Raw genomic sequence first — 21,684 nt, forward strand, 5'->3', positions numbered from 1 at the left:
TAATCCTAACGTGAACTGGCGAATAACCCTTTGCTGGTTTTTCGATATGCGGACGGCGAATCCCCTGAAACCCGCCGGAAAAATCGCGACAGGCTGGCAGTTTCCGAAAAACCGAGGCGATCTGCAACTTCAGCCAGCGGTAACTCGGATGTATCAAGAAGCTCCCGTGCGCGGCGCAAGCGCACGCTATCGATAATCTGGCGATAGCTCATCGACTGACTGGCAAGTTTTCGATGTAAAGAGCGTTCTGACAAATGAAGCGTTTCGGCCACTTCCGGCGCATTGGGAAAAACGCCGCGCACCTGCATCAACACCTGATAAACCGAATTTGCTGTTCCGGTATGCTTGGGGCCGGTTTCAAGCATATTCTCGCACAAAACACGATAGTTTACCGCAAGAAGGGCATTCGCCAGCGGCAGTTTCAGCGCGCCTGTTCCAGGATGAAAGTGAATGCAACTGCGCGGTGCGCGATACACGATTTCGGTTTGCCAGCGCGCTTCTAGGTTCATCCAGCCTTTCGGGCGGTCCAACGGGCATTCGATCAGACGGATGGGCAGGTTTTCTTGACGCAGGTCCCGGAAGAAGGTCGGGCCGGACCCAAGCAGCCGTTCATGAACAAAATCCAGAAGATCGGGCGGTACATACTGGTCGTCGGCAACAAACCCTGTTGCAAAACCTTCATCGTCCTCTGTGATGTCATATGCCAGCAGTGCGTATCCCAGCCCCTGCATTTGCGTGAAAACCCTCAGCCCCGCTGTCACATTCTCTGAAACTAGCGTGGCAAGCCCGATAGGGCCATACGAGATCAGGCTGTAACGCAGACCGGTGACAAAAGCGACACCTTCAATATGCGCTGTACTCCGGCAAAAGGCACGCAGGAATGTGAGTTCCTGAATACCGTCCAGCGTGCCCCATGGATCCGAGAGAAGGCTGAGCTGCAAACCTGCTTCTTTGAGCAATGGGTCAGGATCAATGCCGTGTTCGATCAGCACGTCACACATGAACTGGATGCTATGTTTGGGAAGACGCAGGTTTTGGAGCAAGCCCACCTTCATGACGATGACCTCAAAATTCTACTGATGGGTAAATAATATCGATTTGGCAGAAAATGTCAAATTTGTGGCGTTTTCGGACATTCCCTGCCAGTCCTAACCCTGCGATGCTTGATGCAAGAGATGGGGGAGGGTTAGGGACACGGTCGCGATCAGATGCACTTTTGCGCCATTTGCAAATCCATGATTTGTTACCGCCCGATTGCTGATCCGACGTATGATAAAACCCGCCAAACTTGCTGATAGTATTCTGCTTTTCCGGGAACGATTTATCCCGGGCAGCGCATCATTCGCCTTGCAGGAGAAACTTCTTGGGGCGTGAAACCGGGAGGAAAACTATGAAACGTCGGAATTTTCTACGCAGCGCCGGGGCGCTAACTTTGGCCAGTACCTTGCCTGCGCCAATGGTTCTGCGGGCCGCAACGCCCGAAGATTATCACATTGCGGGCATTCTGTCTTTCTCGGGCGCATACGGCTTGATCGGCAATGACATGCGCAAAGGCGCGGAACTTGCCGTGGCCATGCGGGGTGGCGAATTGTTGGGCAAAAAAGTCCGCTTCAGCTGGGAAGACGATGAAACCAAACCCCAGCCCGCCGTACAAAAAGCAAGCCGGCTGTTGGCGGAAGGCACGCAATTGATGTTTGGCGCGGTCAGCTCAGCGTCGACTCTGGCACTGCAAAGCCTGTCCACACAGCGCAAGGTGCCGCATCTGGTCACGATTTCCGCAGACGACAGCATTACCAAGATGGACGGTGCGCGTTACTCATTCCGTACGTCCAACACGTTGGCCATGGAAATGAACATGTGTGTTGAATTCGTAAAGAAACGCGGGATCAAGAGAGTATACGCGGTCACGGCTGATTATCAGGCCACGCGCAGCGCCTTTGACGACTTTGCCGCAAAAGCAAAAGCCGCCGGTGTCGAGATCGTCGGGAATGACTTTGCCCCGCTTGGCAACCGCGACTTTTCGGTCATCATCGACAAGATGGCGCGTTCGGACGCCGATGGTATTCTGGTTGTGGCAACGGGCAATGACGGCGTCACCTTCTGCAAGCAGGCAGGTCAGGTTGGGATGGGTCAGAACAAAGTGCTGTTCGGCCCCGTGCTTCAGGATGAAATCTTTGCAGCCGCGACAGGCGAGGCCGCATTGGGCGTGAACTCCGGCGTGCGTTATCACTTCTCGCTCGACAATCCGGCAAACGCCGAATTCGTGACGGCCTACCGTGACGCAAACGGTGACTACCCTTCGGCCTTCGCGGGCGAGGCATTTGACGGTCTTCGCTGGTGGATGGATGTCATCGAAGCGACTGACAGCTGGGATGTGGAAACCTGGGTCGATGCATTTGAAACATCGGTCTATGAAAATTCGGTCGAAGGGCGCAAGGAAATGCGCGCTTGTGACCATCAGGCCAAACAGGTCGGTCTTTGGGGTGAAGTTGTGAAGGGCGAGGCACCATTGCCGGACCTCACCATGAAAATCACCGAAGAGTTTTCGGCAAATAGCCTGTTTAGCGACTGTTAATCGATCCTCCCTGAACTGGGCGGCGCTGTTCCCTCGCGACATGCGTCGCCCGCTTTTTTGGGGTGAAACTGAGGAACCCTGAATATGTCCATTATCGTGATCGGGCTGAGTCTCAGCTTTCTGCTGTTTCTGCTGGCAGCGGGCTTGACCCTTATTTTTGGCATGTTGGGGGTGATCAACTTTGCCCATGGCGCGCTTTATATGCTTGGCGCGTTTGTCGGGTATCAAATTGTTCATATGACCGGATCGTTCTGGTTGGGACTGCTGTTTGCGCCGCTGATCGTCGCCTGTGTTGGTGCGCTGATCGAAATTTTGGCGCTGAAACAGGTCTATGACCGCGACCACATTTTTCAGCTTTTACTCACTTTCGGATTCATTCTGGTCATCGACGACGCGACAAAGATGATCTGGGGATTTGACTATAAGCAAGTGCCGACACCAGAAATCTTCATGGCACCGATTTCCATGTTTGGCAGTCAAATACCGTCATACCGGCTTTTTGTAATCGGTTTTGGTGCAGCGGTTTCTCTGGCACTGTTCTTGCTGCTGGACCGTAGCAAATGGGGCATGATTATTCGCGCCGCCAGTTCCGATCCGGAAATGGCTCAGACACTCGGTGTAAATGTAAACCGGGTTCGCACCGGCGTCTTTGCGCTTGGTGCGTATCTTGCGGCTCTTGGTGGCGTGGTTAGCGCACCGTTGGTGCCGATCGAACTGGGCATGGGATTCAGCGTTATCATCGACTGTTTTGTCGTGGTGATCATCGGCGGGCTTGGGAACATTCGCGGCGCAATCCTTGCGTCGTTGCTGTTGGGCATGACGCGGGCGGCCGGATATACCTACGCAACTGAATGGGTCGAACTACTTACCTTTGCCCTGTTGATCGGAACGCTGATGTTCCGGCCTGCGGGCTTGTTTAGCACAAAGGGGCGTTCGGCATGACACGCAGGATTATCGGTCAGGCCCTGATGGGCATTATTATCGCAGTTATGATTATCGTTCCGTTTTTTGTGCAGGATGAGCAATGGGTGAACCTTGTCAGCCTGATCCTGATCTGGGCCTTGTTCGCAATCGGCTTTGATCTGGTCTTCGGGGTGACAGGTATGCTGTCATTCGGCCATGCGGCGTTGTTCGGGGCAGGGGGTTATGCGCTCACAATCCTCACCCTCAGCTATGGCGTCGGTTTTATACCGGGCCTTTTTGCAGCGGCGATTGTCGGAGCGGTGCTGGCTTACCTGATGGGGCTTTTTGCGCTTCGGGTTTCGGGGCTTTTTTTTGCACTGCTGACACTGGCCCTGGCGCAGATGATGTACATCCTTGCGTCCAACAAGCTGCGCGCAATCACCGGCGGATTGGACGGTATTCCAGGCGTGCCGCGGCCTGACTTGTTCGGGATCAATTTCTACGACAACCACAACTATTATGGGTTTATCGTGGCGGTTTTCCTGATCGGACTGGCGCTGATGGCATTGCTGCGTGGGTCGCCATTCGGGCGGGCATTGCGCGCGGTACAGGCGAACGACGTGCGCGCCGCGCAACTCGGATACAACGTCCATAGCTTGCGCCAATCGGCGTTTATCGTTTCGGGTGCGTATGCAGGTGTTGCAGGAGCCCTGCTGGCATCGTTGATCTTCTACATCTCTCCGCAAATGCTGCATTGGTCCACATCGGGCGACGTTTTGATCATGACCGTGCTGGGCGGCAAAGGCACATTGCTAGGTCCGATTCTTGGCGTGGCCTTGTTTGAATTACTGAAAGAAGAACTGAGCCAAATCACCCAATATTGGTACGGCATCCTTGGTCTGGTGTTCATTTTTGCCACCATCTTCCTACGCAACGGTATTGCCGGAATGTTCCAAGGTGATCAGGACGAAGGAGACATGCAATGACTGCCGGATCATTGAGTTGCAACGATATTCAGGTCTCCTTCAGCGGGTTGAAAGCTGTCAACGGTGTGACGTTCGACTTCCAGCCGGGTCAGCTTTACGGGATTATCGGACCTAACGGTGCGGGCAAGACCACGTTGATGAATGCGCTTTCGGGTCATGCCAAGCTAAGCGGTGGTCAAGTGATGCTGGACGGGCGCGATGTAACGGGCCTGTCGGTGCATAAACGGACCCGCATCGGTCTGGGCCGCAGTTTCCAGATCACCAAGATCTTCGCCGGCATGTCGGTGCTTGAGAACCTTCAACTTGCTGCTTTTGCGCATCTGTACAGGTTGCAGCCCTTCTGGCTTCCGGCGGGCCGCTTTCCTGCAGTCAGGGAACGGGCCGAAAGCGTTCTCGAAGAGATCGGCCTGACGGTGATGGCGCACCGCCCCGCCGAAACCTTGTCTCACGGCGATCAACGCGCATTGGAAGTCGGGCTGGCATTGCTGAGCAACCCATCGGTCCTGTTGCTCGATGAACCATTGGCCGGTGTTGGACATGACCAGATCGGGCCTGCGATGGAGCTGATAAAACGGATCGTCAAGGGCCGCACCGTGCTGCTGATCGAACACAACATGGACGTTGTAATGCGGGTCTCCAGTGCTTTGGTCGTGATGGTTCAAGGGCAAATTCTGGCGTCTGGCAGCCCTGAAGAAATCCGCGCAAACGCCGAGGTGCGAGCGGCTTATCTGGGAGAAGAGGAATGAAGCTGCTTGCGTTGGAAAGCTGCAATGTCACTTATGGCAAGGCGCAGGCGTTGCATAGCGTGTCGATCGAAGTCGCACAGGGCGAAGTTGTTTCGCTGATCGGGCGCAATGGCGCAGGCAAAAGCACCATTCTCAAGACGATCATCGGTTTAAAGCAACCGGTTTCAGGGCGCAGAGTCTGGAAAGGGGACGACGTTACCGCGCGACTCCCGAACCAACTGGGCCGTCTGGGCATTGGGTATGTCCCCGAAGACAGGCGCATTTTTGACAATCTGACAGTGCATGAAAACCTGCGCATCGCAACCGTCATGGGACGCACTGGCGCATGGACCGAAACCCGGATTTTTGAAATGTTTCCGGTGCTGCTTGATCGCGCGTCACAGGCGGGAAACACGCTTTCGGGCGGCGAACAGCAAATGCTGGCGATTTCGCGCGCGCTTTTGACTAATCCGGAACTGTTGCTGCTGGACGAACCGACTGAAGGCCTTGCCCCGCTGATCGTTGATGAATTGGTCGATTCGATGCGGCGGATCAACGAAGAAGGTATGACGCTTTTGCTGGTTGAACAGAACCTGCGCGTGCCGATGAAATTGGCCCATCGACAGTACGTTGTCGACAACGGGACCGTCCAGTGGAGCGGCACGACAGCAGATTTGCTGGCCAACCGCGAAGAGATCGAAAAGCTCATCAGTGTATGAGTTCAGACTGGCAAGGCGGGAAAATCCCGGAAACCAAGATAGGAAACCGTTATGCGTGTGATCGATTTCTTCGACAGGGGTGTCGCAATCAACCCTAACGTGATCGCTTTGGAAGATGCTAAAATCGGCCGGAGTTACGGCGAAGTTCAGGAACGCACATATCGTTTCGCCAATGCCATCACTGCCGAAGGGTACGGACGCGACAAGATGGCCGGCGTTTACAGCCCCAACTGCGTGAGCGGCCTTGAAGTTATGCTGGGCTTGTTTCGTGCCGGCACGATCTGGGTTCCCGTCAATGCCAAGAACGGCGTAGAAGAAAACGCGTATATCCTGGATCATAATGATGTGGAGATTCTGTTTTATCACAGCGATCTTGCACCGGCGCTGGAACAATTGCGTGAACTTTGCCCAAAGATACAAAAATTCATCTGTCTGGATAAACAAGACGGCGCGGCACCATGGCTGGAAGACTGGATGGCCGCGGCCCCTTCAACCGATCCCGATGTGCCGCTTGGCCCTGATGATCTTGTCGGAATTTTATCCTCTGGTGGGACAACGGGGCGGCCCAAGGGGATCATGCTGACGCAGTTGAACTGGACCACGCTAATCGCGAACTATTATGCCAGTTTTGATGCCGGACCTGACCCTGTGCATTTGCTGATCACGCCTATGACCCACGCGTCAGGGGTGCTTGCCATTGCGTTGATGGCCGCTGGTGCGCGCAGCGTCATCCTGCCGGGATTTGATGCCGCCAACGTTCTAGACACAATTGAAAGCGAGGGAGTGACCCATCTGTTCCTGCCGCCGACCGCCGTTTACATGCTGTTGTCGCAACCGGAAGTTGCGCAACGTAGCTTTCCGTCATTGCGGTTCTTTCTTTATGCCGCCGCACCTATGGCCATTGACAAGCTGCGCCAATGCCTGAAGATTTTTGGGCCGGTCATGGCGCAGTGTTTCGGACAAGCAGAATCGCCGATGTTCTGCGCGCTGCTGACGGCAGAGGATCACAATGTTATCGGAGATCCGGCCCGCGAACACCGGCTTGCAAGTTGCGGCAGGCCCGCACTTTTGACACCGATGGCGATCATGGATGATGACGGTAACATTATGCCGCGTGGTGAGCATGGTGAAATTGTTGTGCGCGGAAATCTGGTGATGAAGGGGTATTACAAAAACCCCGAAGCAACCGCAGAGGTTTCCCAGTTCGGTTGGCACCATACCGGCGACATCGGGTATCTGGATGACGAGGGTTACCTTTATATCGTGGACCGCAAGAAAGACATGATCATTTCGGGCGGCTTCAACGTTTATCCCTCGGAAGTCGAGCAGGTGATCTGGTCGCATCCTGCCGTGCAGGATTGCGCGGTGATCGGTGTGCCTGACGAAAAATGGGGTGAAGCGATCAAGGCGGTGATCGAACTCAAACCCGATGCAACGGTGGAACCCGAAGCAATCATTGCATTGTGCAAGGAAAACCTTGGCAGCGTAAAGGCCCCCAAAACGGTTGACTTCTGGGATGAACTGCCGCGCAGCCCCGTTGGGAAAGTGCGCAAAAAGGACATCAGGGATACGTTCTGGCAGGGGCAAGCGCGCAGAATTTAGGGAGCAGAATTATGAACATCGCGTACATTTTGACACAGTCCGCGCGCGCCTATTGCGATCGACCTGCCGTCTGCTTGGGGTTGTCGACGTTCAGCACCTACTCCCAATTACAGGACCGCAGCGCGGCCTTGGCCGCTGCGCTGAAACAGCGCAATCTGGTAAAAGGTGACCGTGTTCTGATCTTCATGGGCAACCGGCCCGAATATATCGAGATCCTGTTTGCCATCTGGACTGCCGGATGTGTTGCCGTTCCGTTGAATGCCAAACTGCACCCTAACGAAGTGACCTATATCCATGCTAACTGTGATGCCGCACTTGCCTTTACCGACCGGCCGGAAGACGTCGAAGGGTTTTCAGCAGTCATTGCGGTCGGTGGACCGGAATATAATGCGGCGTTACAAGCGTCAGCGGATTTGCAGCCTGCACACGCTGCGCAAACCGATCCGGCATGGATTTTTTATACCAGCGGCACGACGGGCCGCCCGAAAGGGGCGATACTGACCCACCGCAACCTCTGGACCATGACCACGAGTTTTCTGGCCGATATGTGTCCGGTTACGGAAATGTCGGCGGCGCTGCATCCGGCACCGCTGTCTCATGCGGCAGGGCTGTTTATGCTACCGTTTGCGCAGCGGGGCGCGGCGAATGTTGTGCCGCAAAGCGGTGGATTCGATCCGCATGAAATCGTGACGTTGCTGCATGAATATCCCCATTCATCTTTTTTTGTCGCACCCACGATGCTGACGCGTCTGACGGCCTGTCCTGCGCTTGACACGGCGGCCATCGAAAACCTTGATCTGTTGTTCTGCGGCGGTGCGCCGATTTATGTCGCAGACCTGCGCCGGGCGATGGCGCTGTTGGGCAACCGCATCTGGATCGGATACGGACAAGGCGAGGCACCATGTACGATCACCTATCTACCACCGCATATATTGAGCTGGGAAATTCCGGATAGTTGGCTGGGATCCGTCGGCATTCCACGCACCGGCGTCACGGTCTGTGTGGTGGATGAAACAGGCACACAATGCCCCCCAGATGTCGCGGGCGAAGTGATCGTCAGTGGCGATGTGGTGATGGCGGGATACTGGGGCAATGAAACGGCAACGGCGTCAGCCTTGCGGGACGGCTGGCTCCATACCGGCGACATTGGCAGCGTGGACGCCCACGGTTTCCTGACGCTCAAGGACCGGTCCAAGGACGTGATCATTTCTGGCGGGTCAAATATTTATCCGCGCGAGGTCGAAGAGGTGCTGCTGCGTCATTCCGGCGTGGTCGAAACTAATGTTGTTGGCCGCGAGGAGGCCGAATGGGGCGAGGAAGTCATCGCGTTTGTCGTGGCAGAGCCGGGCGTGACCGCACAGGCGCTGGACCGTTTTTGTCTGGATAACATAGCGCGGTTCAAGCGACCCAAGGCCTATTGCTTTGTTCTCGAACTGCCCAAAAGCAGCTACGGCAAAATACTTAAGACAGAGTTGCGCCAGATGCTGACCGACCCCGATACACAATTCGAAAAACCATAAAAAAGGAGACCCAAAATGACTGCCATTATTGCCGGTGTCGGCATGATCCCTTTTGCAAAACCGGGCGCATCGGCACCTTACGACGAGATGGGCGAGGTGGCGATCCGTCTTGCACTGGATGACGCCGGTATCGCGTTCGAAGACGTGCAACAGGCCTATGCCAGCTATGTTTACGGCGACAGCACAAGCGGGCAGCGTGTGATTTACCGCGTGGGCATGACGGGCATCCCGATTATCAACGTGAACAACAATTGTTCGAGCGGTTCAACAGCGCTTTTCCTCGCACGGCAGGCTGTCGAAAGCGGTGTGGCAGAATGTGTGCTGGCGGTGGGTTTTGAACAGATGGCCCCCGGTGCGTTGGGTGTTGTCTTTCCCGATCGCCCGTCACCGCTGGCGGAATTTGATGCCGCCACGGACCGGCTGATAGGGGACGTCGATCTGCCGATGACGCTTCGGTATTTCGGCGGTGCGGGCAAGGCGCATATGGAACGATTTGGTACGAAGATGGAGACATTCGCCAAAATTCGGGCCAAGGCTAGCCGCCATGCCGCGAACAACCCACTCTCGGTTTTCCGCAAGGAGATGACCACGCAGGATGTAATGGGTGCGCAGGTGATCTGGCCCGGTGTAATGACACGGCCAATGGCTTGTCCGCCCACCTGCGGCGCTGCGGCGGCGCTTGTGGTGTCCAAAGGGTTCGCTGAAAAAATGGGCCTTGATACAACTGTACAAATCCGCGCGCAGGCAATGACAACGGATAAACTGCTGGACCCTGAAACCGGCGACATGATCGAAGTGGTTGGCGCCAGGCTGAGCCGTGATGCCGCGCGCATGGTCTATGAAAAGGCGGGCGTGGGTCCTGACGATATCGACGTGATCGAATTGCATGACTGTTTCGCGCAGAACGAATTGATTTCCTACGAGGCCCTGGGGCTATGTGCCGAAGGTGATGGCGAAAAGTTGGTCGATGATGGCGACAACACCTTTGGCGGGAAATACGTCACGAACCCGTCTGGTGGTCTGCTGTCAAAGGGGCATCCACTGGGTGCTACGGGGCTGGCACAGTGTTTTGAGTTGACCAACCAACTGCGTGGAAAGGCAGAGAACCGGCAGGTCGATAATGCGCGGCTTGCCCTCCAGCATAACGTTGGGCTGGGCGGTGCGGCGGTTGTTACACTTTATGAAAGGATTACAGCATGACAAAACCACCAATGAGAGATCGTGACGATTTCGGCGTGGCACTTGTCACCGGTGCAGGTTCTGGCATCGGACAGGGGATTGCTTTGCGGCTGGCGGAGTTGGGCGCGAGGGTTGTTGTCACTGATATTGCCGAAACAGGCATAGCCGATACGGTCAAGCAGATCGAAGCGGCAGGTGGTACAGCGCTTGGGCAAAAGCTTGATGTGTCGGATCCGGCATCGGTGAATGCGGCATTTGACGAGACGGAACGCTGGGACAAATGCGTGGATGTGCTGGTGAACAATGCGGGTATCGTCGGGATTAATCCGTTCCTCGATTTTCCTTTGGAAGACTGGAACCGCGTTATGGCTATCAACCTGACAGGCAGCATGTTGTGCGCGCAACTTGCTGCGCGTGAAATGGTTCGTCAGCGATATGGCAGGATCATCAATATCACGTCGGTCAGCGGCATCCGCGCAGGGGTCGGGCGCACGGCTTACGGCACGTCCAAGGCGGCCTTGGTGGGGCTGACACGCCAGATTGCGCTTGAAGTTGCGGCGCATGGCGTCACGGCAAACGCGATTGCACCGGGCGCCATTACAACTCCGCTCACCGAAAGCACCTATACCGAAGAAACGGTTGCGCGCCTGTTGCCGATGATTCCGGCGGGTTACATGGCCGACCCTGCGGATATCGCGGCGGCAGTTGCCTATCTGGGCTCGCCTGATGCGCGATATGTGAACGGTGAAACACTGGTCGTTGATGGTGGATATGTCTGTGGCGGCATGATGCAGACTGGCTCGCTGGATCTGGGCACAAAAAGTTCGTCCTGAACACAAGGTGTCGCGCGGCGAGGCATTTTTTCATGTCGCGCGCATCATCGGGGAACGCACTATCTTGATGTCGCCGGATTGCTGATTCTCCGATCAAATCGGACGGGAGAAACCGACAACCTACAAGCCTATGTAACCTAACGTAAATTAGTTCTTGATTTGATTATATATTTTTGATTACTTACTGGTAAGTAAATAGAAAGACGCACGCATGACTCAAGCGAATGTACTGGTCGAATACCGTGGTCCGGTTGCGTGGCTGACGTTGAACAGGGCCAACAGTCTTAATGCACTTTCTGTCGACCTCATTGGGGAACTGCGCGCCGCGATAAGAGAGATCGCTGTGGCAAAACAGGTGCGCGCAATTGTGCTGACGGCTGCGGGGCGTGCGTTTTGCGCCGGTGCCAATCTGAAGGAAGTCCTCGCTGGTCTGGATGATGCCGATACGCAAAAGGGTGATTTTCTTGACGCTATCGGCGCGACGTTTCAAGCGCTGCGTGATTTGCCGAAACCGGTGATCGGCGGGCTGAATGGCATTACCGTTGCGGGCGGGCTGGAACTCGCGATGTGTTGCGATGTGCTGATTGCGGGCGAGAGCGCCAGAATTGGCGATGCTCATTCGAATTTTGGTGTGTTCCCTGGCGCAGGCGGCGCTGCTGTCTTGCCGTGCCGGATCGGACTCGCAAACGCGAAATACCTCTTGTTTTCGGGCCAAAGTCTACCAGCGCGCGAATTGATGCGCATGGGGCTGGTGCAGGAAGTGGTTGGTGATGACGCGCTTGAAGCGCGGCTGCACGAGTTCAGCCAGTTGCTGGCGACCAAAAGCCCGCTGGTCCTGTCGCAGATGAAGCGGGTAGCCAATGCATCCATCGAAATGACGCAGGTGGAGGCGCTGAAACAGGAACTTGCCGTGCTGCGCGAACATCTGAAATCCAACGATGCGGCCGAAGGACTTGCCGCATTCGGTGAAAAACGAAAGCCGGTTTTCACCGGCACATGAGCGGAGATTGAAATGACAAAAATTTACATTGCCGGGGTCGCGATGACCAAAATGGGACGCCTCGACGGGGCAACGGTAAAGTCGCTGACCTGCGAGGCTGTCGATGGCGCGATGGCGGACGCCGGCATTGGCAAGGATGACATTCAGGCTGCCTACTACGCGAACACAACACAGCGACATCTTGAGGCGCAGTTGATGATCCCGGGCCAGATCACCCTGCGCGAGATGGGATTTGAGGGCATCCCGATGGTAAACGTCGAAAATGCATGTGCCAGCGGGTCAACCGCGTTGAACCTTGCGGCTCAATTTCTCAAAGCAGGCGAGGGTGACGTGGCTTTGGCCGTTGGGGCCGAAAAAATGTGGACAGGTGACAAAGCTAAGATGTTCAGCTTTTTCGATGGCGCGTGGGATGTGTCCACCGTTGAGGAAAATACCGAAAAACTGATGGCGCTGGGCAAAGGCATCGACGTGCCGAATGACACCACTTCGGACAAGCCGTTTTCAGTCTTTATGGCGATTTACGGAGCGTTCGGGCTGGCGCATATGCGCACGTTCGGCACGACCCAAAAACAGATTGCTGCGATTGCAGCAAAGAACCACATGCATTCGGTTGAAAATGAAAAGGCGCAATTCCGCGCGCCTTATACCGTTGACGAAATATTAAGCGCACCACCGATCACTTATCCTTTGACCCTGCCAATGTGCGCCCCGATGAGCGATGGCGGTGCCGCTGCGGTTCTGATGACCGAGGCCGGATTGAAAAAGTTCGGGATCAGCCGGGATCGTGCCATCGAAGTGCGCGCCAGCGTGATCCAGACCGGATCAAACCGCGCGCCGGAGGATTATGAGAACCACCTGACCGCGATTGCGGCACGGCGGGCATATGAAATCGCCGGTATCGGTCCCCAAGACGTATCAGTTGCCGAAGTGCATGACGCAACAGCGGTGGGTGAGTTGATCCAGATCGAAAACCTTGGGCTGTTCCCATTTGGCGAAGGGGGTGCTGCATCCGAGCGCGGTGACACCTCCATCGGCGGGCGGGTGCCGGTGAACCCGTCGGGCGGGCTGGAATGCAAAGGCCACCCGATTGGCGCGACTGGGTTGGGCCAGGTTTACGAACTGGTATCGCAACTGCGCGGTGAATGTGGACCTAGACAGGTCGAAGGTGCGCGGATCGCCATCGCGGAAAATGGCGGCGGTTTGATCGGTATCGAAGAGGCCGTGGCCTCCATCCTTATTCTCGGGCGCTAGGAGCGAAAGATGTTCAAAACCGAAGAGCAGATAATGGCTTGCGATTCCTTGCGCCGGTTTCTGGATGACCAGATCGAACCGGAATACCTGAAGGTTAAGGATGCGCCGTTCGAAAAAGAAGTCATTCAGGGTTTCATGACGCGACTTGCCGAGTTCGGTCTGACATCGGCCCCGCATCCCGAAGAAGCGGGCGGTATGGGGCTGGATTGGACCACCCACCTGATGCTGTTCGAAGAGGTTGGTGTTACGGCAATAGATATCGCGCTGCCCATTCTGATCAACGTGGTGGCAGGTGAGATTCTGCTGAAGCTCGGGTCTGATGAGATTCGCAAAAAATATATCGGTCCGTTGCTTGCCGGTGAAATTACCGCGTCGATGGGCATATCGGAACCAAATGTCGGGTCCGATGTGGCCGCTGTCAAAACCCGAGCGCGGCGGGACGGCGATGACTGGGTGATCAATGGCGAAAAGACCTGGATCACCAATGGTCGCTTTTCGGATTTCCTGATATGCACCTGCGCCACCGATGAGGGCCTGACCCATATTCTAGTGGATCGCAAAGAGCATGGCTATGAAACCCGCGACATCAAAAAAATGGGTCTGAACGCACAATCCACGGCACAGATCTTTCTTGATGACGTGCGTGTGCCGATTGCAAACACGATAGGCGAGGTCGGCCGCGGCTTGCAGCAAACGCTTGTGGTGTTTGAACGGGCGCGCGTTCACATGGCCATGTGGGGAATCTCCCTTGCACGGCGCGCGTTGGAAGAGTCGATCAGATATGCGCAGGAACGCAACCAGCACGGCAAGCAGATAGCGGGTCACCAGCTCATCGCAGACAAGATCGCCGTAATGGCCACAGAGATTGATGCTGCGCGGCTTTTGACCCTCCGTGCCGCTGGCATGATCGACCGCGGCGAACGCTGCGACAAGGAATGTGCCATGGCCAAATGGTACGGCACGGAAATCGCAGTGAACGCAACGCGCCAAGCAGTGCAGATCCACGGTGGCAATGGTGTCACCACCGATTTTATCGTCGAACGGCTGGCGCGCGAGGCCATTATCGGGCCGATCCCGGACGGGACTACAGAAATACAAAAATTGCTGATCGCACGGACGCTTACCGGCGTGCAGGCATTCAAATAGGAGCGGTCATGGAAATCGAAGGCAAGACAATCATCGTCACCGGCGGGGCATCGGGTCTTGGCGCGGCGACGGCGAAATATCTGCGAGCACGCGGTGCCAAGATTGGTATTTTCGATATGTCGCAGGGCGCTGGCGATGCGCTGGTCAAGGAACTGGGTGCTTCAAACGCAATGTTCTGCAACGTCGATGTGACCGACGATGAAGGCGTGGACGCGGCAGTTGACGCCGTGGTTTCAAAATTCGGTGCGCTGCATGGGTGCATCAACTGCGCCGGGGTCGTCAGCCCGATGAAAGTGATCGACCGTGACGGCAAGGCCGCGTCGCTCGACACATTCCGCCGCACGGTTGATATCAATCTTGTCGGCACATTCAACGTAATGAGCAAAGCTGTTCAGCGGATGTTGTTGAATGAACCCGAAAACGGCGAAGAGCGCGGTGTTGTTGTCAACGTCTCCTCTGGTGCTGCGATGGAAGGGCAAATCGGCCAGCCGGCTTATTCGTCGTCAAAGGCGGGGGTGATGGGCCTTAACCTGCCTGCCGCGCGCGAACTGGGTGCCAAGGGCATTCGCGTCAACGCGATTGCACCCGGCCTGTTCGGCACGCCGATGGTCATGTCGCTGCCCGACAACGTGATCGCAAACCTCGAAGCCTCTGTCGAAGCGCCCAAGCGTGTCGGCCGGATGGAAGAATTCGCTCATTGCTGCGCCTTTCTGATCGAGAATTCATATATGAACGGCGAAACCGTGCGGCTTGATGCTGCCACGCGCCTGCAGGCGAGATAGGGCGATGCTGCAACGCTCAGGTCCCCTCAAAGGTGTACGCATTGTTGAAATGGCAGGTCTTGGCCCTGCGCCGTTTGCTGCGATGCATCTGGCTGATCTGGGCGCTGAAGTGGTGCGCATCGCGCGGCCCGGTCAGAAATTTCCGTTGCCGATTGATGCGAAATACAATCTGTTCAACCGCTCGCGCCGCAGCCTGACACTTGACCTGACAAAGGCCAGAGATGTCGACCGGCTCTGGCAGTTGATCGAACGTGCCGAGGTGCTGATCGAAGGGTTCAGGCCGGGCAAAATGGAAAAGCTGGGATTTGGTCCGGAACAGGTGCAGGCGCGCAATCCGGCCTTGGTCTATGGCCGATTGACCGGATGGGGACAGGAAGGGCCGCTGGCACATGCAGCGGGCCACGACATGAATTATGCCGCCATAACCGGTGCGGTTTGGGGTTTGGGCGATGCGGACCGCCCGCCACCTGCACCGATGAACCTGATCGCGGATCAGGGCGGCGGCGCGATGATGCTGAACGTTGGTATCCTTGCAGCCCTGACTCATGCGCGCGCCACGGGGCAGGGGCAGGTGGTCGATACGGCCATGACGGACGGGGTTAACCTGCTGATGACCATGCAGCACGGGTTGGTCGCATGTGGCGCTTGGTCTGATAAACGGTCTGGCGATTTTATCAACGGCGGCGTTGCGTGGTATCGTTGTTACGAAACGGGCGATGGCAAATATGTGTCCGTTGGATGTCTCGAACCGCAATTTTTTGCCGAACTTCTGGCACTTCTGGGCCTCACAGACGATCCGCGCTTTGCCGATCAATACGCACCCACCGCGCAGGCCAGTATGATGGACGCGCTTACGGAGATTTTCCTGACTGCGACCCAACAGGAATGGTGCGATATTCTGGAAGGCAGCGACGCGTGTTTCGCACCTGTGGTTTCTCTGGCTGACGCATCGGATCATGCGCATAATCGCGCCCGGGGCAGCTTTGTCACAGTAGGTGGCATCGAGATGCCGACGCCCGCACCGCGATTCTCGCGAACACAACCCGACACACCGACGACCGGAGATGCGGGAGAAATCAGCCTTGATGAAATCCTTGAACACTGGGGGAACAACGCATGACTGCCTTGTCTTTTGCCGATGCGATGCAGCTTTTTGTGGTCGGCCTGTCACAAGGGTGCCTTTATAGCCTGATCGCGATTGGTCTGGTGCTTGTGTATAAGGCGACTGAGCAGGTGAATTTTGCCCAAGGCGAATTCATGATGCTGGGGGCATTTGTCGGGTATCAGTTCATCGTGCTGATGGGGATGCCCTACTGGCTGGGTGCGATGTTGACATTGGTCTTCATGGGCGCATTCGGCTACGGCGTCGAAGCGCTTGTGGTGCGGCGCCTGACGGGCCAGCCGGTGTTCACTGTCTTTATCCTGACGCTGGCATTGGGTATCGCGCTCAGGGCGGTTGCAGGGATAATTTGGGGGTTTGGCAACTATTCGTTGCCTGCTCCGGTTGATGGCAATCTTACACTGGGCCCAGTGATCATTTCTTGGGCCAGCGTGTTGTCGATTGTTGTCACCGCGGTTGTCGCCAGCGCGCTGTACCTGTTTTTCCGTTACGCTCGGCAGGGTGTCGCCATGCAGGCGTTGTCCCTGAACCAGTTAGCAGCGTTCTACATGGGTATTCCTGTGAAACGGCTGACATCCTCGATCTGGGCAATGTCCGCGATCTTTGGCGGGATTGCCGGACTGCTCCTGGGGCCAATGACGTTGGTTTCGACGCAGATGGGTTTTATCGGGTTCAAGGCATTTGCAGGGGCAATTGTCGGTGGTTTCGGCTCCATCCCCGGTGCGGTGATCGGTTGCTTGCTGATCGGTGTGACGGAACCGTTTTTCGATATCATGTTCCCGACCCTCAAAGGAATTGGTGCCTACTTGATCATGTTCCTTGTGCTGTTGATCCGTCCGCAAGGCCTGCTGGCCCAAATTTATGCAAAGAAGGTCTAAGCCATGCGCGTAATTTTTCGCAAATCCTATGTTCAGGACATCCAGCTTTTCCGCGACCGTGGACAGGCATTCTGGTATCTGCTGTTTGCCGCGATCGCACTGGCCGCGCCGCTGTTTCTGGACGGCTATTTTCTGGATGAACTCTCATTCGTATTCATCTATGCTATCGCGGGTCTCGGGCTAATGGTGCTGACCGGATTTTCCGGGCAGGTGAGTTTCGGACAGGCGGCGTTTGTCGCAATCGGTGCCTACACTCACACGATCCTGCTGACCCGTTACAGCGTGCCGTGGCTTTTGTCGCTGCCGATAGCGGCGTTGGTGGCTGGGCTGGTCGGGTTGGCCGTCGGACGGATCTGCGGAAAGATGCACGGGCTGTATCTGGCGATTGCCACGCTTTCGATTGCGATTGTGACCGAACGGCTCATCGGTGGTGCGGGCGATTTCACAGGCGGTCATCGTGGCCTTTCGGTGCCGGAAATCAATATTCTCGGGCTGGCCATCGACGAAAGCTGGAAAGTTTATCTGCTGAATTTTGTCATCTTCGTGGGTTGTATCCTGATCGTTCGCAACCTGACACGCACAAGGTCGGGTCGCGCCATGATTGCGATCCGCGACTCCGAAGTGTCGGCGCGGGCGTTGGGAACCAATGTGGCCTTCTTCAAGGCATATGCGTTCTTCATCTCGGCAGTTTTTGCGGGCCTCGCGGGCGGGCTGCTGGCGCACGCCTTCTTCTACATCACGCCGGAAACCTTCGGAATGGGGGAATCCATCCGTCTGCTGTTGATGATCGTCGTCGGCGGGATCGGAACCATCCACGGCGCGGTTTTTGGGGCGTTCTTTATCGTGCTGCTGCCAACCGTGTTGAGCTGGGTCAAGATCGTGCTGCCCAGTGCAGTCGCCACGTCCGGCGGTTTCGATAGTCTTGCATTCGGTCTGATCCTGCTGGGGTTCATCCTGTTCGAACCTGACGGACTTTATGGACGCTGGACCAAGATCCATCACTATTTCAACGTGTTCCCGATGTACAAGAAGCGCAGTTTCCAGCGTCAGAAGACATTCCTCAAAACGGAGCGTTTAAGATGAACGGGTTGGAGATAGATAACGTATCGCTTTCCTTTGGTGGTTTGAAAGCGGTGGATGGCTTGAGCTTTTCAGTTGAACCGGGGTCGGTGTTCACCATCATTGGCCCCAATGGCGCGGGCAAAAGCACGGTGTTCAACCTCATCTGCCGGATTTACGATCCGTCGCAAGGCGACATCCGGTTCAACGGCAAAAGCCTGCGAAAAGCGAAATCCCATGAGGTAATCAACCACGGCATTGCGCGGACGTTCCAGAATATCGAACTGTTCGAACATGCGTCATTGCTTGATAACTTGCTGATCGGGCGCATCCGTCACGGCAAATTCGGGCCTCTGAGTGAGCTGTTTTTTACCCGTTCGCAGATGCGTCAGGAACTGGCCCACCGCCGCAAAGCCGAAGAAATAATCGAGTTTCTTGATCTCGAAGGCTACCGTCATGCACGGGTTGCGGATTTGCCGTATGGCGTGCGCAAAAAGACCGAAATGGCCCGCGCGTTGGTGTCGGAGCCAAAGATCCTGTTGCTGGACGAACCGTCAAGCGGACTGACCAGCGAGGAAACCGACGATACTGCTTTTGTGATTGAAGATATCCGCGAGGTCCTGGGTGTCACCGTTGTTATGATCGAACACGACATGAAACTGGTGAACAAAGTTTCGGACATGGTGCTGGCCATCAACGAAGGCCGGTTTCTTGCAAGCGGCAGCGCATCCGAAGTTCAAAGCGATCCCGATGTTCAGGCGGCATATCTGGGAGGGCAGGCAGCATGACCGAGGTACTGCGCGCCAGCAACGTCGAAACGATGTATGGCAGGGTGATGGCCATTCGCGGCATCAGCCTGACGGTCAAGGAAGGGTCGGTCGTTACGGTCATGGGCTCCAATGGGGCGGGCAAAACGACGATTTTGAAAACCATCTCCGGCGCGCTTGATCCGTTCAAGGGGCAGGTGGAATTTGAAGGGCGCGATATCACCGCGCTTGACCCAGATGTCATCGCGCGCGCCGGCATCGCCCATTCACCCGAAGGGCGCGAAGTGTTTTCCCTCTTGTCGGTCAAGGACAACCTGATGATGGGTGCCTATTGCCGCAAGGATCGCGATGAAGTGGCGCGTGACTTGGAAAAGGTGCTGGGCTGGTTTCCCGTGCTGCGCACCTTTCTGGAAAAGCAGGCGATCTATCTATCTGGCGGGCAACAACAGATGTTGGCTTTGGGTCGCGCGTTTATGCAGCGTCCGCGCGTGATGTTGCTGGACGAGCCGTCGCTGGGCCTGTCACCGCTCCTGATTTCCGAGATTTTCCAGATCATCAAACGGATCAACGTCGAAGAAGGCGTGACCATGTTGCTGGTTGAACAGAACGCCAGTGTTGCGCTGCCGGCCGCCGATTTCGGGTACGTCCTTGAAACCGGCCGGATCGTTATGGAAGGTGAACGCGACGTTCTCATGAAAAGTGCTGACATTCGCGAATTCTACCTTGGCATCAAAGCAGAAAGTGCGCGCGGCGACCGCCGCTGGAAAGCAAGAAAGACGTGGCGATGAACACAATGCAAGACCAATCCACCGCAGGATGGACGCCGCCGCCGGTCCAGATTGACGGCTGTGACACGTTCTCCAAACTGTTCCGGCAGAACTGCAAGAAGTTCGGCAACAAAATCGCAATCCGCGAAAAGGATTTCGGCATCTGGAAAGAATTCAGCTGGCTGGACTATTACGCATCCGCGCGCAGGGTCGGGTGTTCACTTATGGCGTTGGGCTACCGTGAAGGTGACGTGGCCGCGATCATTAGTGAAGACAACAAGGAGTGGGTGTTTGCCGACCTTGGCATCCAGTGCATCGGGGCCACGACTCACGGGCTATATCCTACTTTGCAGGAAAAGCAAGTTGCCTATCAGTTGAACGATAGCGGAGCGAAGGTGCTATTCGTTGAGGATGAAGAGCAGCTAGATAAGTATCTGGGTGTGGAGGACCAGCTTGATCATCTCGAAAAAGTTATCGTATTTGATATGGAAGGGTTGCGCAGTTTCCAGCATGACAAAGTCATAGGCTGGGAAGAATTTCTCGCACTGTCGGACGCTAAAATCGAAGAACTGAGCGTTGAATTTGAGCGCCGCGTTGATGCGGGCGATCCCGAAGATATCGCAACGCTGATCTATACGTCCGGCACAACCGGTGCTCCCAAAGGTGCCGCGATGTCGCACCGCTTCTTTCTAGCGCAATCGGATAATTACCCCGAATTGCCGCTCGGACCGGGCGATGAAGTTTTGACGTTCCTGCCGCTGTGTCACGCGGCCGAACGGATCCTGTCTGTCTGCGTGCCGATCCGTCACGGCATAACCATCAACATCGCGGAAAGCGGCGATACATTTGCCGCTGACATTCAGGAAGTCGCGCCAACATTCATCTTTGCGGTGCCGCGCGTGTGGGAAAAATTCTATTCCCGTATCAATTTTGTGATGAATGATGCCACCGCATTTGGCCGGTTTGCCTATGACCAAGCCCTGAAAACGGCTGGACGCAGGGAGGCATTGATTGCTGCGGGAAAATCTGTGCCGACGATGCTTAGGCTTAGGCATAAGGTGCTGGACTTTCTGGTGCTTCGAAATATCAGGGTCGAACTGGGACTGGCGCGCGCGCATACGATCGTATCGGGTGCGGCACCGATTTCAGCCCGACTGCTCAGCTGGTTCAATGCCCTTGGGGTGACAGTACAAGAGGCATATGGCCAGACCGAAACCGGCATTGTGACTGCAACCATACCGGGCAGATCACCGATCGGTTCCATCGGCCGGGCAATGCGCAATGTCGAAGCGAAACTGGCCGATGACGGTGAAATCCTCATTCGCTCATCCAGCAATTTTTCGGGTTATCTGAACCAGCCTGAAAAGACGGCGGAAACCGTGGTCGATGGCTGGGTCTATACGGGTGATGTTGGGACGATGGATGCCAATGGTGACCTAACTATTCTGGACCGCAAGAAGGACATCATCATCACCGCAGGCGGCAAGAACATTACGCCTTCGCAGTTGGAAAACGAGCTCAAATTCTCGCCCTATATTTCTGATGCGGTGATCATCGGGGACAAGCGCAAATACCTGAGCGTGCTGATCATGATCGACCACGAAAACGTTGAAAAATACGCGCAGGAAAAGCGTATCCCGTTTTCCAACTACAAATCCCTGTGCGCAAACACCCAAATCCAGGACTTGATCGAAGGCGAGGTGGAACAGGCGAACAGCGGTTTCGCGCCGGTCGAGCAGGTAAAGAAATTCCGGCTGATCGACGTACTTTTGACAGCCGAAGACGACGAGCTGACTCCGACGATGAAGCTTAAGCGCAACGAGATCGAGCGCAAATACAAAGACCTGATCGAAACGATGTATTGAAACACCA

Annotated in this window: 20 protein-coding genes; 19 read left to right on the top strand and 1 reads right to left on the bottom strand. The window is 55.8% G+C overall.

Features of this window, described 5'->3' with window-relative positions; all coding sequences use genetic code 11:
• Positions 1–5: 5 nt before the first annotated feature.
• Positions 6–992, bottom strand: coding sequence for an AraC family transcriptional regulator (locus BDE40_RS17910; protein ID WP_211342457.1), 987 nt, complete (start codon positions 990–992; stop codon positions 6–8).
• Positions 993–1,390: 398 nt separating this feature from the next.
• Here BDE40_RS17910 and BDE40_RS17915 point away from each other — a divergent pair, with 398 nt between their 5' ends.
• From BDE40_RS17915 to BDE40_RS18005, 19 genes are all read left to right on the top strand, one after another.
• A complete protein-coding gene (locus BDE40_RS17915; protein WP_067296557.1) occupies positions 1,391–2,575 on the top strand; it encodes an ABC transporter substrate-binding protein in 1,185 nt (394 codons plus the stop codon).
• Between the two features lie 84 nt (positions 2,576–2,659).
• Positions 2,660–3,517, top strand: coding sequence for a branched-chain amino acid ABC transporter permease (locus BDE40_RS17920; protein WP_064223625.1), 858 nt, complete (start codon positions 2,660–2,662; stop codon positions 3,515–3,517).
• Positions 3,514–4,464, top strand: a complete 951-nt coding sequence (locus BDE40_RS17925) for a branched-chain amino acid ABC transporter permease (protein WP_082894733.1) — start codon at positions 3,514–3,516, stop codon at positions 4,462–4,464. The genes BDE40_RS17920 and BDE40_RS17925 overlap by 4 nt, the downstream gene beginning before the upstream one ends.
• A complete protein-coding gene (locus BDE40_RS17930; RefSeq protein WP_064223626.1) occupies positions 4,461–5,210 on the top strand; it encodes an ABC transporter ATP-binding protein in 750 nt (249 codons plus the stop codon). Before BDE40_RS17925 ends, BDE40_RS17930 begins: the two co-directional genes overlap by 4 nt.
• Positions 5,207–5,908, top strand: coding sequence for an ABC transporter ATP-binding protein (locus BDE40_RS17935; RefSeq protein ID WP_176832926.1), 702 nt, complete (start codon positions 5,207–5,209; stop codon positions 5,906–5,908). The genes BDE40_RS17930 and BDE40_RS17935 overlap by 4 nt, the downstream gene beginning before the upstream one ends.
• 51 nt (positions 5,909–5,959) lie before the next feature.
• Positions 5,960–7,510: an AMP-binding protein gene (locus BDE40_RS17940; RefSeq protein WP_067296559.1), complete on the top strand. Its 1,551-nt coding sequence runs from the start codon at positions 5,960–5,962 to the stop codon at positions 7,508–7,510.
• Positions 7,511–7,521: 11 nt separating this feature from the next.
• A complete protein-coding gene (locus BDE40_RS17945) occupies positions 7,522–9,030 on the top strand; it encodes a class I adenylate-forming enzyme family protein (protein ID WP_134016967.1) in 1,509 nt (502 codons plus the stop codon).
• Positions 9,031–9,045: 15 nt separating this feature from the next.
• Positions 9,046–10,230, top strand: a complete 1,185-nt coding sequence (locus tag BDE40_RS17950) for a lipid-transfer protein (protein WP_009808028.1) — start codon at positions 9,046–9,048, stop codon at positions 10,228–10,230.
• Positions 10,227–11,042 (top strand): SDR family NAD(P)-dependent oxidoreductase, encoded by an 816-nt coding sequence (locus tag BDE40_RS17955; protein WP_229678646.1) that lies wholly within the window; start codon positions 10,227–10,229, stop codon positions 11,040–11,042. The genes BDE40_RS17950 and BDE40_RS17955 overlap by 4 nt, the downstream gene beginning before the upstream one ends.
• 211 nt (positions 11,043–11,253) lie before the next feature.
• A complete protein-coding gene (locus BDE40_RS17960; protein WP_009808030.1) occupies positions 11,254–12,042 on the top strand; it encodes an enoyl-CoA hydratase/isomerase family protein in 789 nt (262 codons plus the stop codon).
• A gap of 12 nt (positions 12,043–12,054) precedes the next feature.
• Positions 12,055–13,293 (top strand): thiolase family protein, encoded by a 1,239-nt coding sequence (locus BDE40_RS17965; RefSeq protein ID WP_009808031.1) that lies wholly within the window; start codon positions 12,055–12,057, stop codon positions 13,291–13,293.
• A gap of 9 nt (positions 13,294–13,302) precedes the next feature.
• Positions 13,303–14,439: an acyl-CoA dehydrogenase family protein gene (locus tag BDE40_RS17970; protein WP_009808032.1), complete on the top strand. Its 1,137-nt coding sequence runs from the start codon at positions 13,303–13,305 to the stop codon at positions 14,437–14,439.
• Positions 14,440–14,447: 8 nt separating this feature from the next.
• The gene (locus tag BDE40_RS17975; protein ID WP_009808033.1) at positions 14,448–15,221 is read left to right on the top strand and encodes an SDR family NAD(P)-dependent oxidoreductase; all 774 of its coding nucleotides are present in this window, start codon (positions 14,448–14,450) and stop codon (positions 15,219–15,221) included.
• Between the two features lie 4 nt (positions 15,222–15,225).
• Complete coding sequence (locus BDE40_RS17980; protein WP_009808034.1) at positions 15,226–16,341, top strand: CaiB/BaiF CoA transferase family protein; 1,116 nt, start codon at positions 15,226–15,228, stop codon at positions 16,339–16,341.
• Positions 16,338–17,219, top strand: a complete 882-nt coding sequence (locus BDE40_RS17985; protein WP_009808035.1) for a branched-chain amino acid ABC transporter permease — start codon at positions 16,338–16,340, stop codon at positions 17,217–17,219. The genes BDE40_RS17980 and BDE40_RS17985 overlap by 4 nt, the downstream gene beginning before the upstream one ends.
• 3 nt (positions 17,220–17,222) lie before the next feature.
• The gene (locus tag BDE40_RS17990; RefSeq protein WP_009808036.1) at positions 17,223–18,302 is read left to right on the top strand and encodes a branched-chain amino acid ABC transporter permease; all 1,080 of its coding nucleotides are present in this window, start codon (positions 17,223–17,225) and stop codon (positions 18,300–18,302) included.
• Positions 18,299–19,066, top strand: a complete 768-nt coding sequence (locus BDE40_RS17995; RefSeq protein ID WP_009808037.1) for an ABC transporter ATP-binding protein — start codon at positions 18,299–18,301, stop codon at positions 19,064–19,066. Before BDE40_RS17990 ends, BDE40_RS17995 begins: the two co-directional genes overlap by 4 nt.
• Positions 19,063–19,833: an ABC transporter ATP-binding protein gene (locus BDE40_RS18000; protein ID WP_064223630.1), complete on the top strand. Its 771-nt coding sequence runs from the start codon at positions 19,063–19,065 to the stop codon at positions 19,831–19,833. Before BDE40_RS17995 ends, BDE40_RS18000 begins: the two co-directional genes overlap by 4 nt.
• On the top strand, positions 19,830–21,677 hold the full coding sequence (locus BDE40_RS18005; RefSeq protein WP_009808039.1) for an AMP-dependent synthetase/ligase: 1,848 nt from the start codon (positions 19,830–19,832) through the stop codon (positions 21,675–21,677). The genes BDE40_RS18000 and BDE40_RS18005 overlap by 4 nt, the downstream gene beginning before the upstream one ends.
• The last annotated feature ends 7 nt before the right edge of the window (positions 21,678–21,684 follow it).

It is taken from the genome of Litoreibacter halocynthiae (assembly GCF_004365635.1).
Lineage (GTDB): Bacteria > Pseudomonadota > Alphaproteobacteria > Rhodobacterales > Rhodobacteraceae > Litoreibacter > Litoreibacter halocynthiae.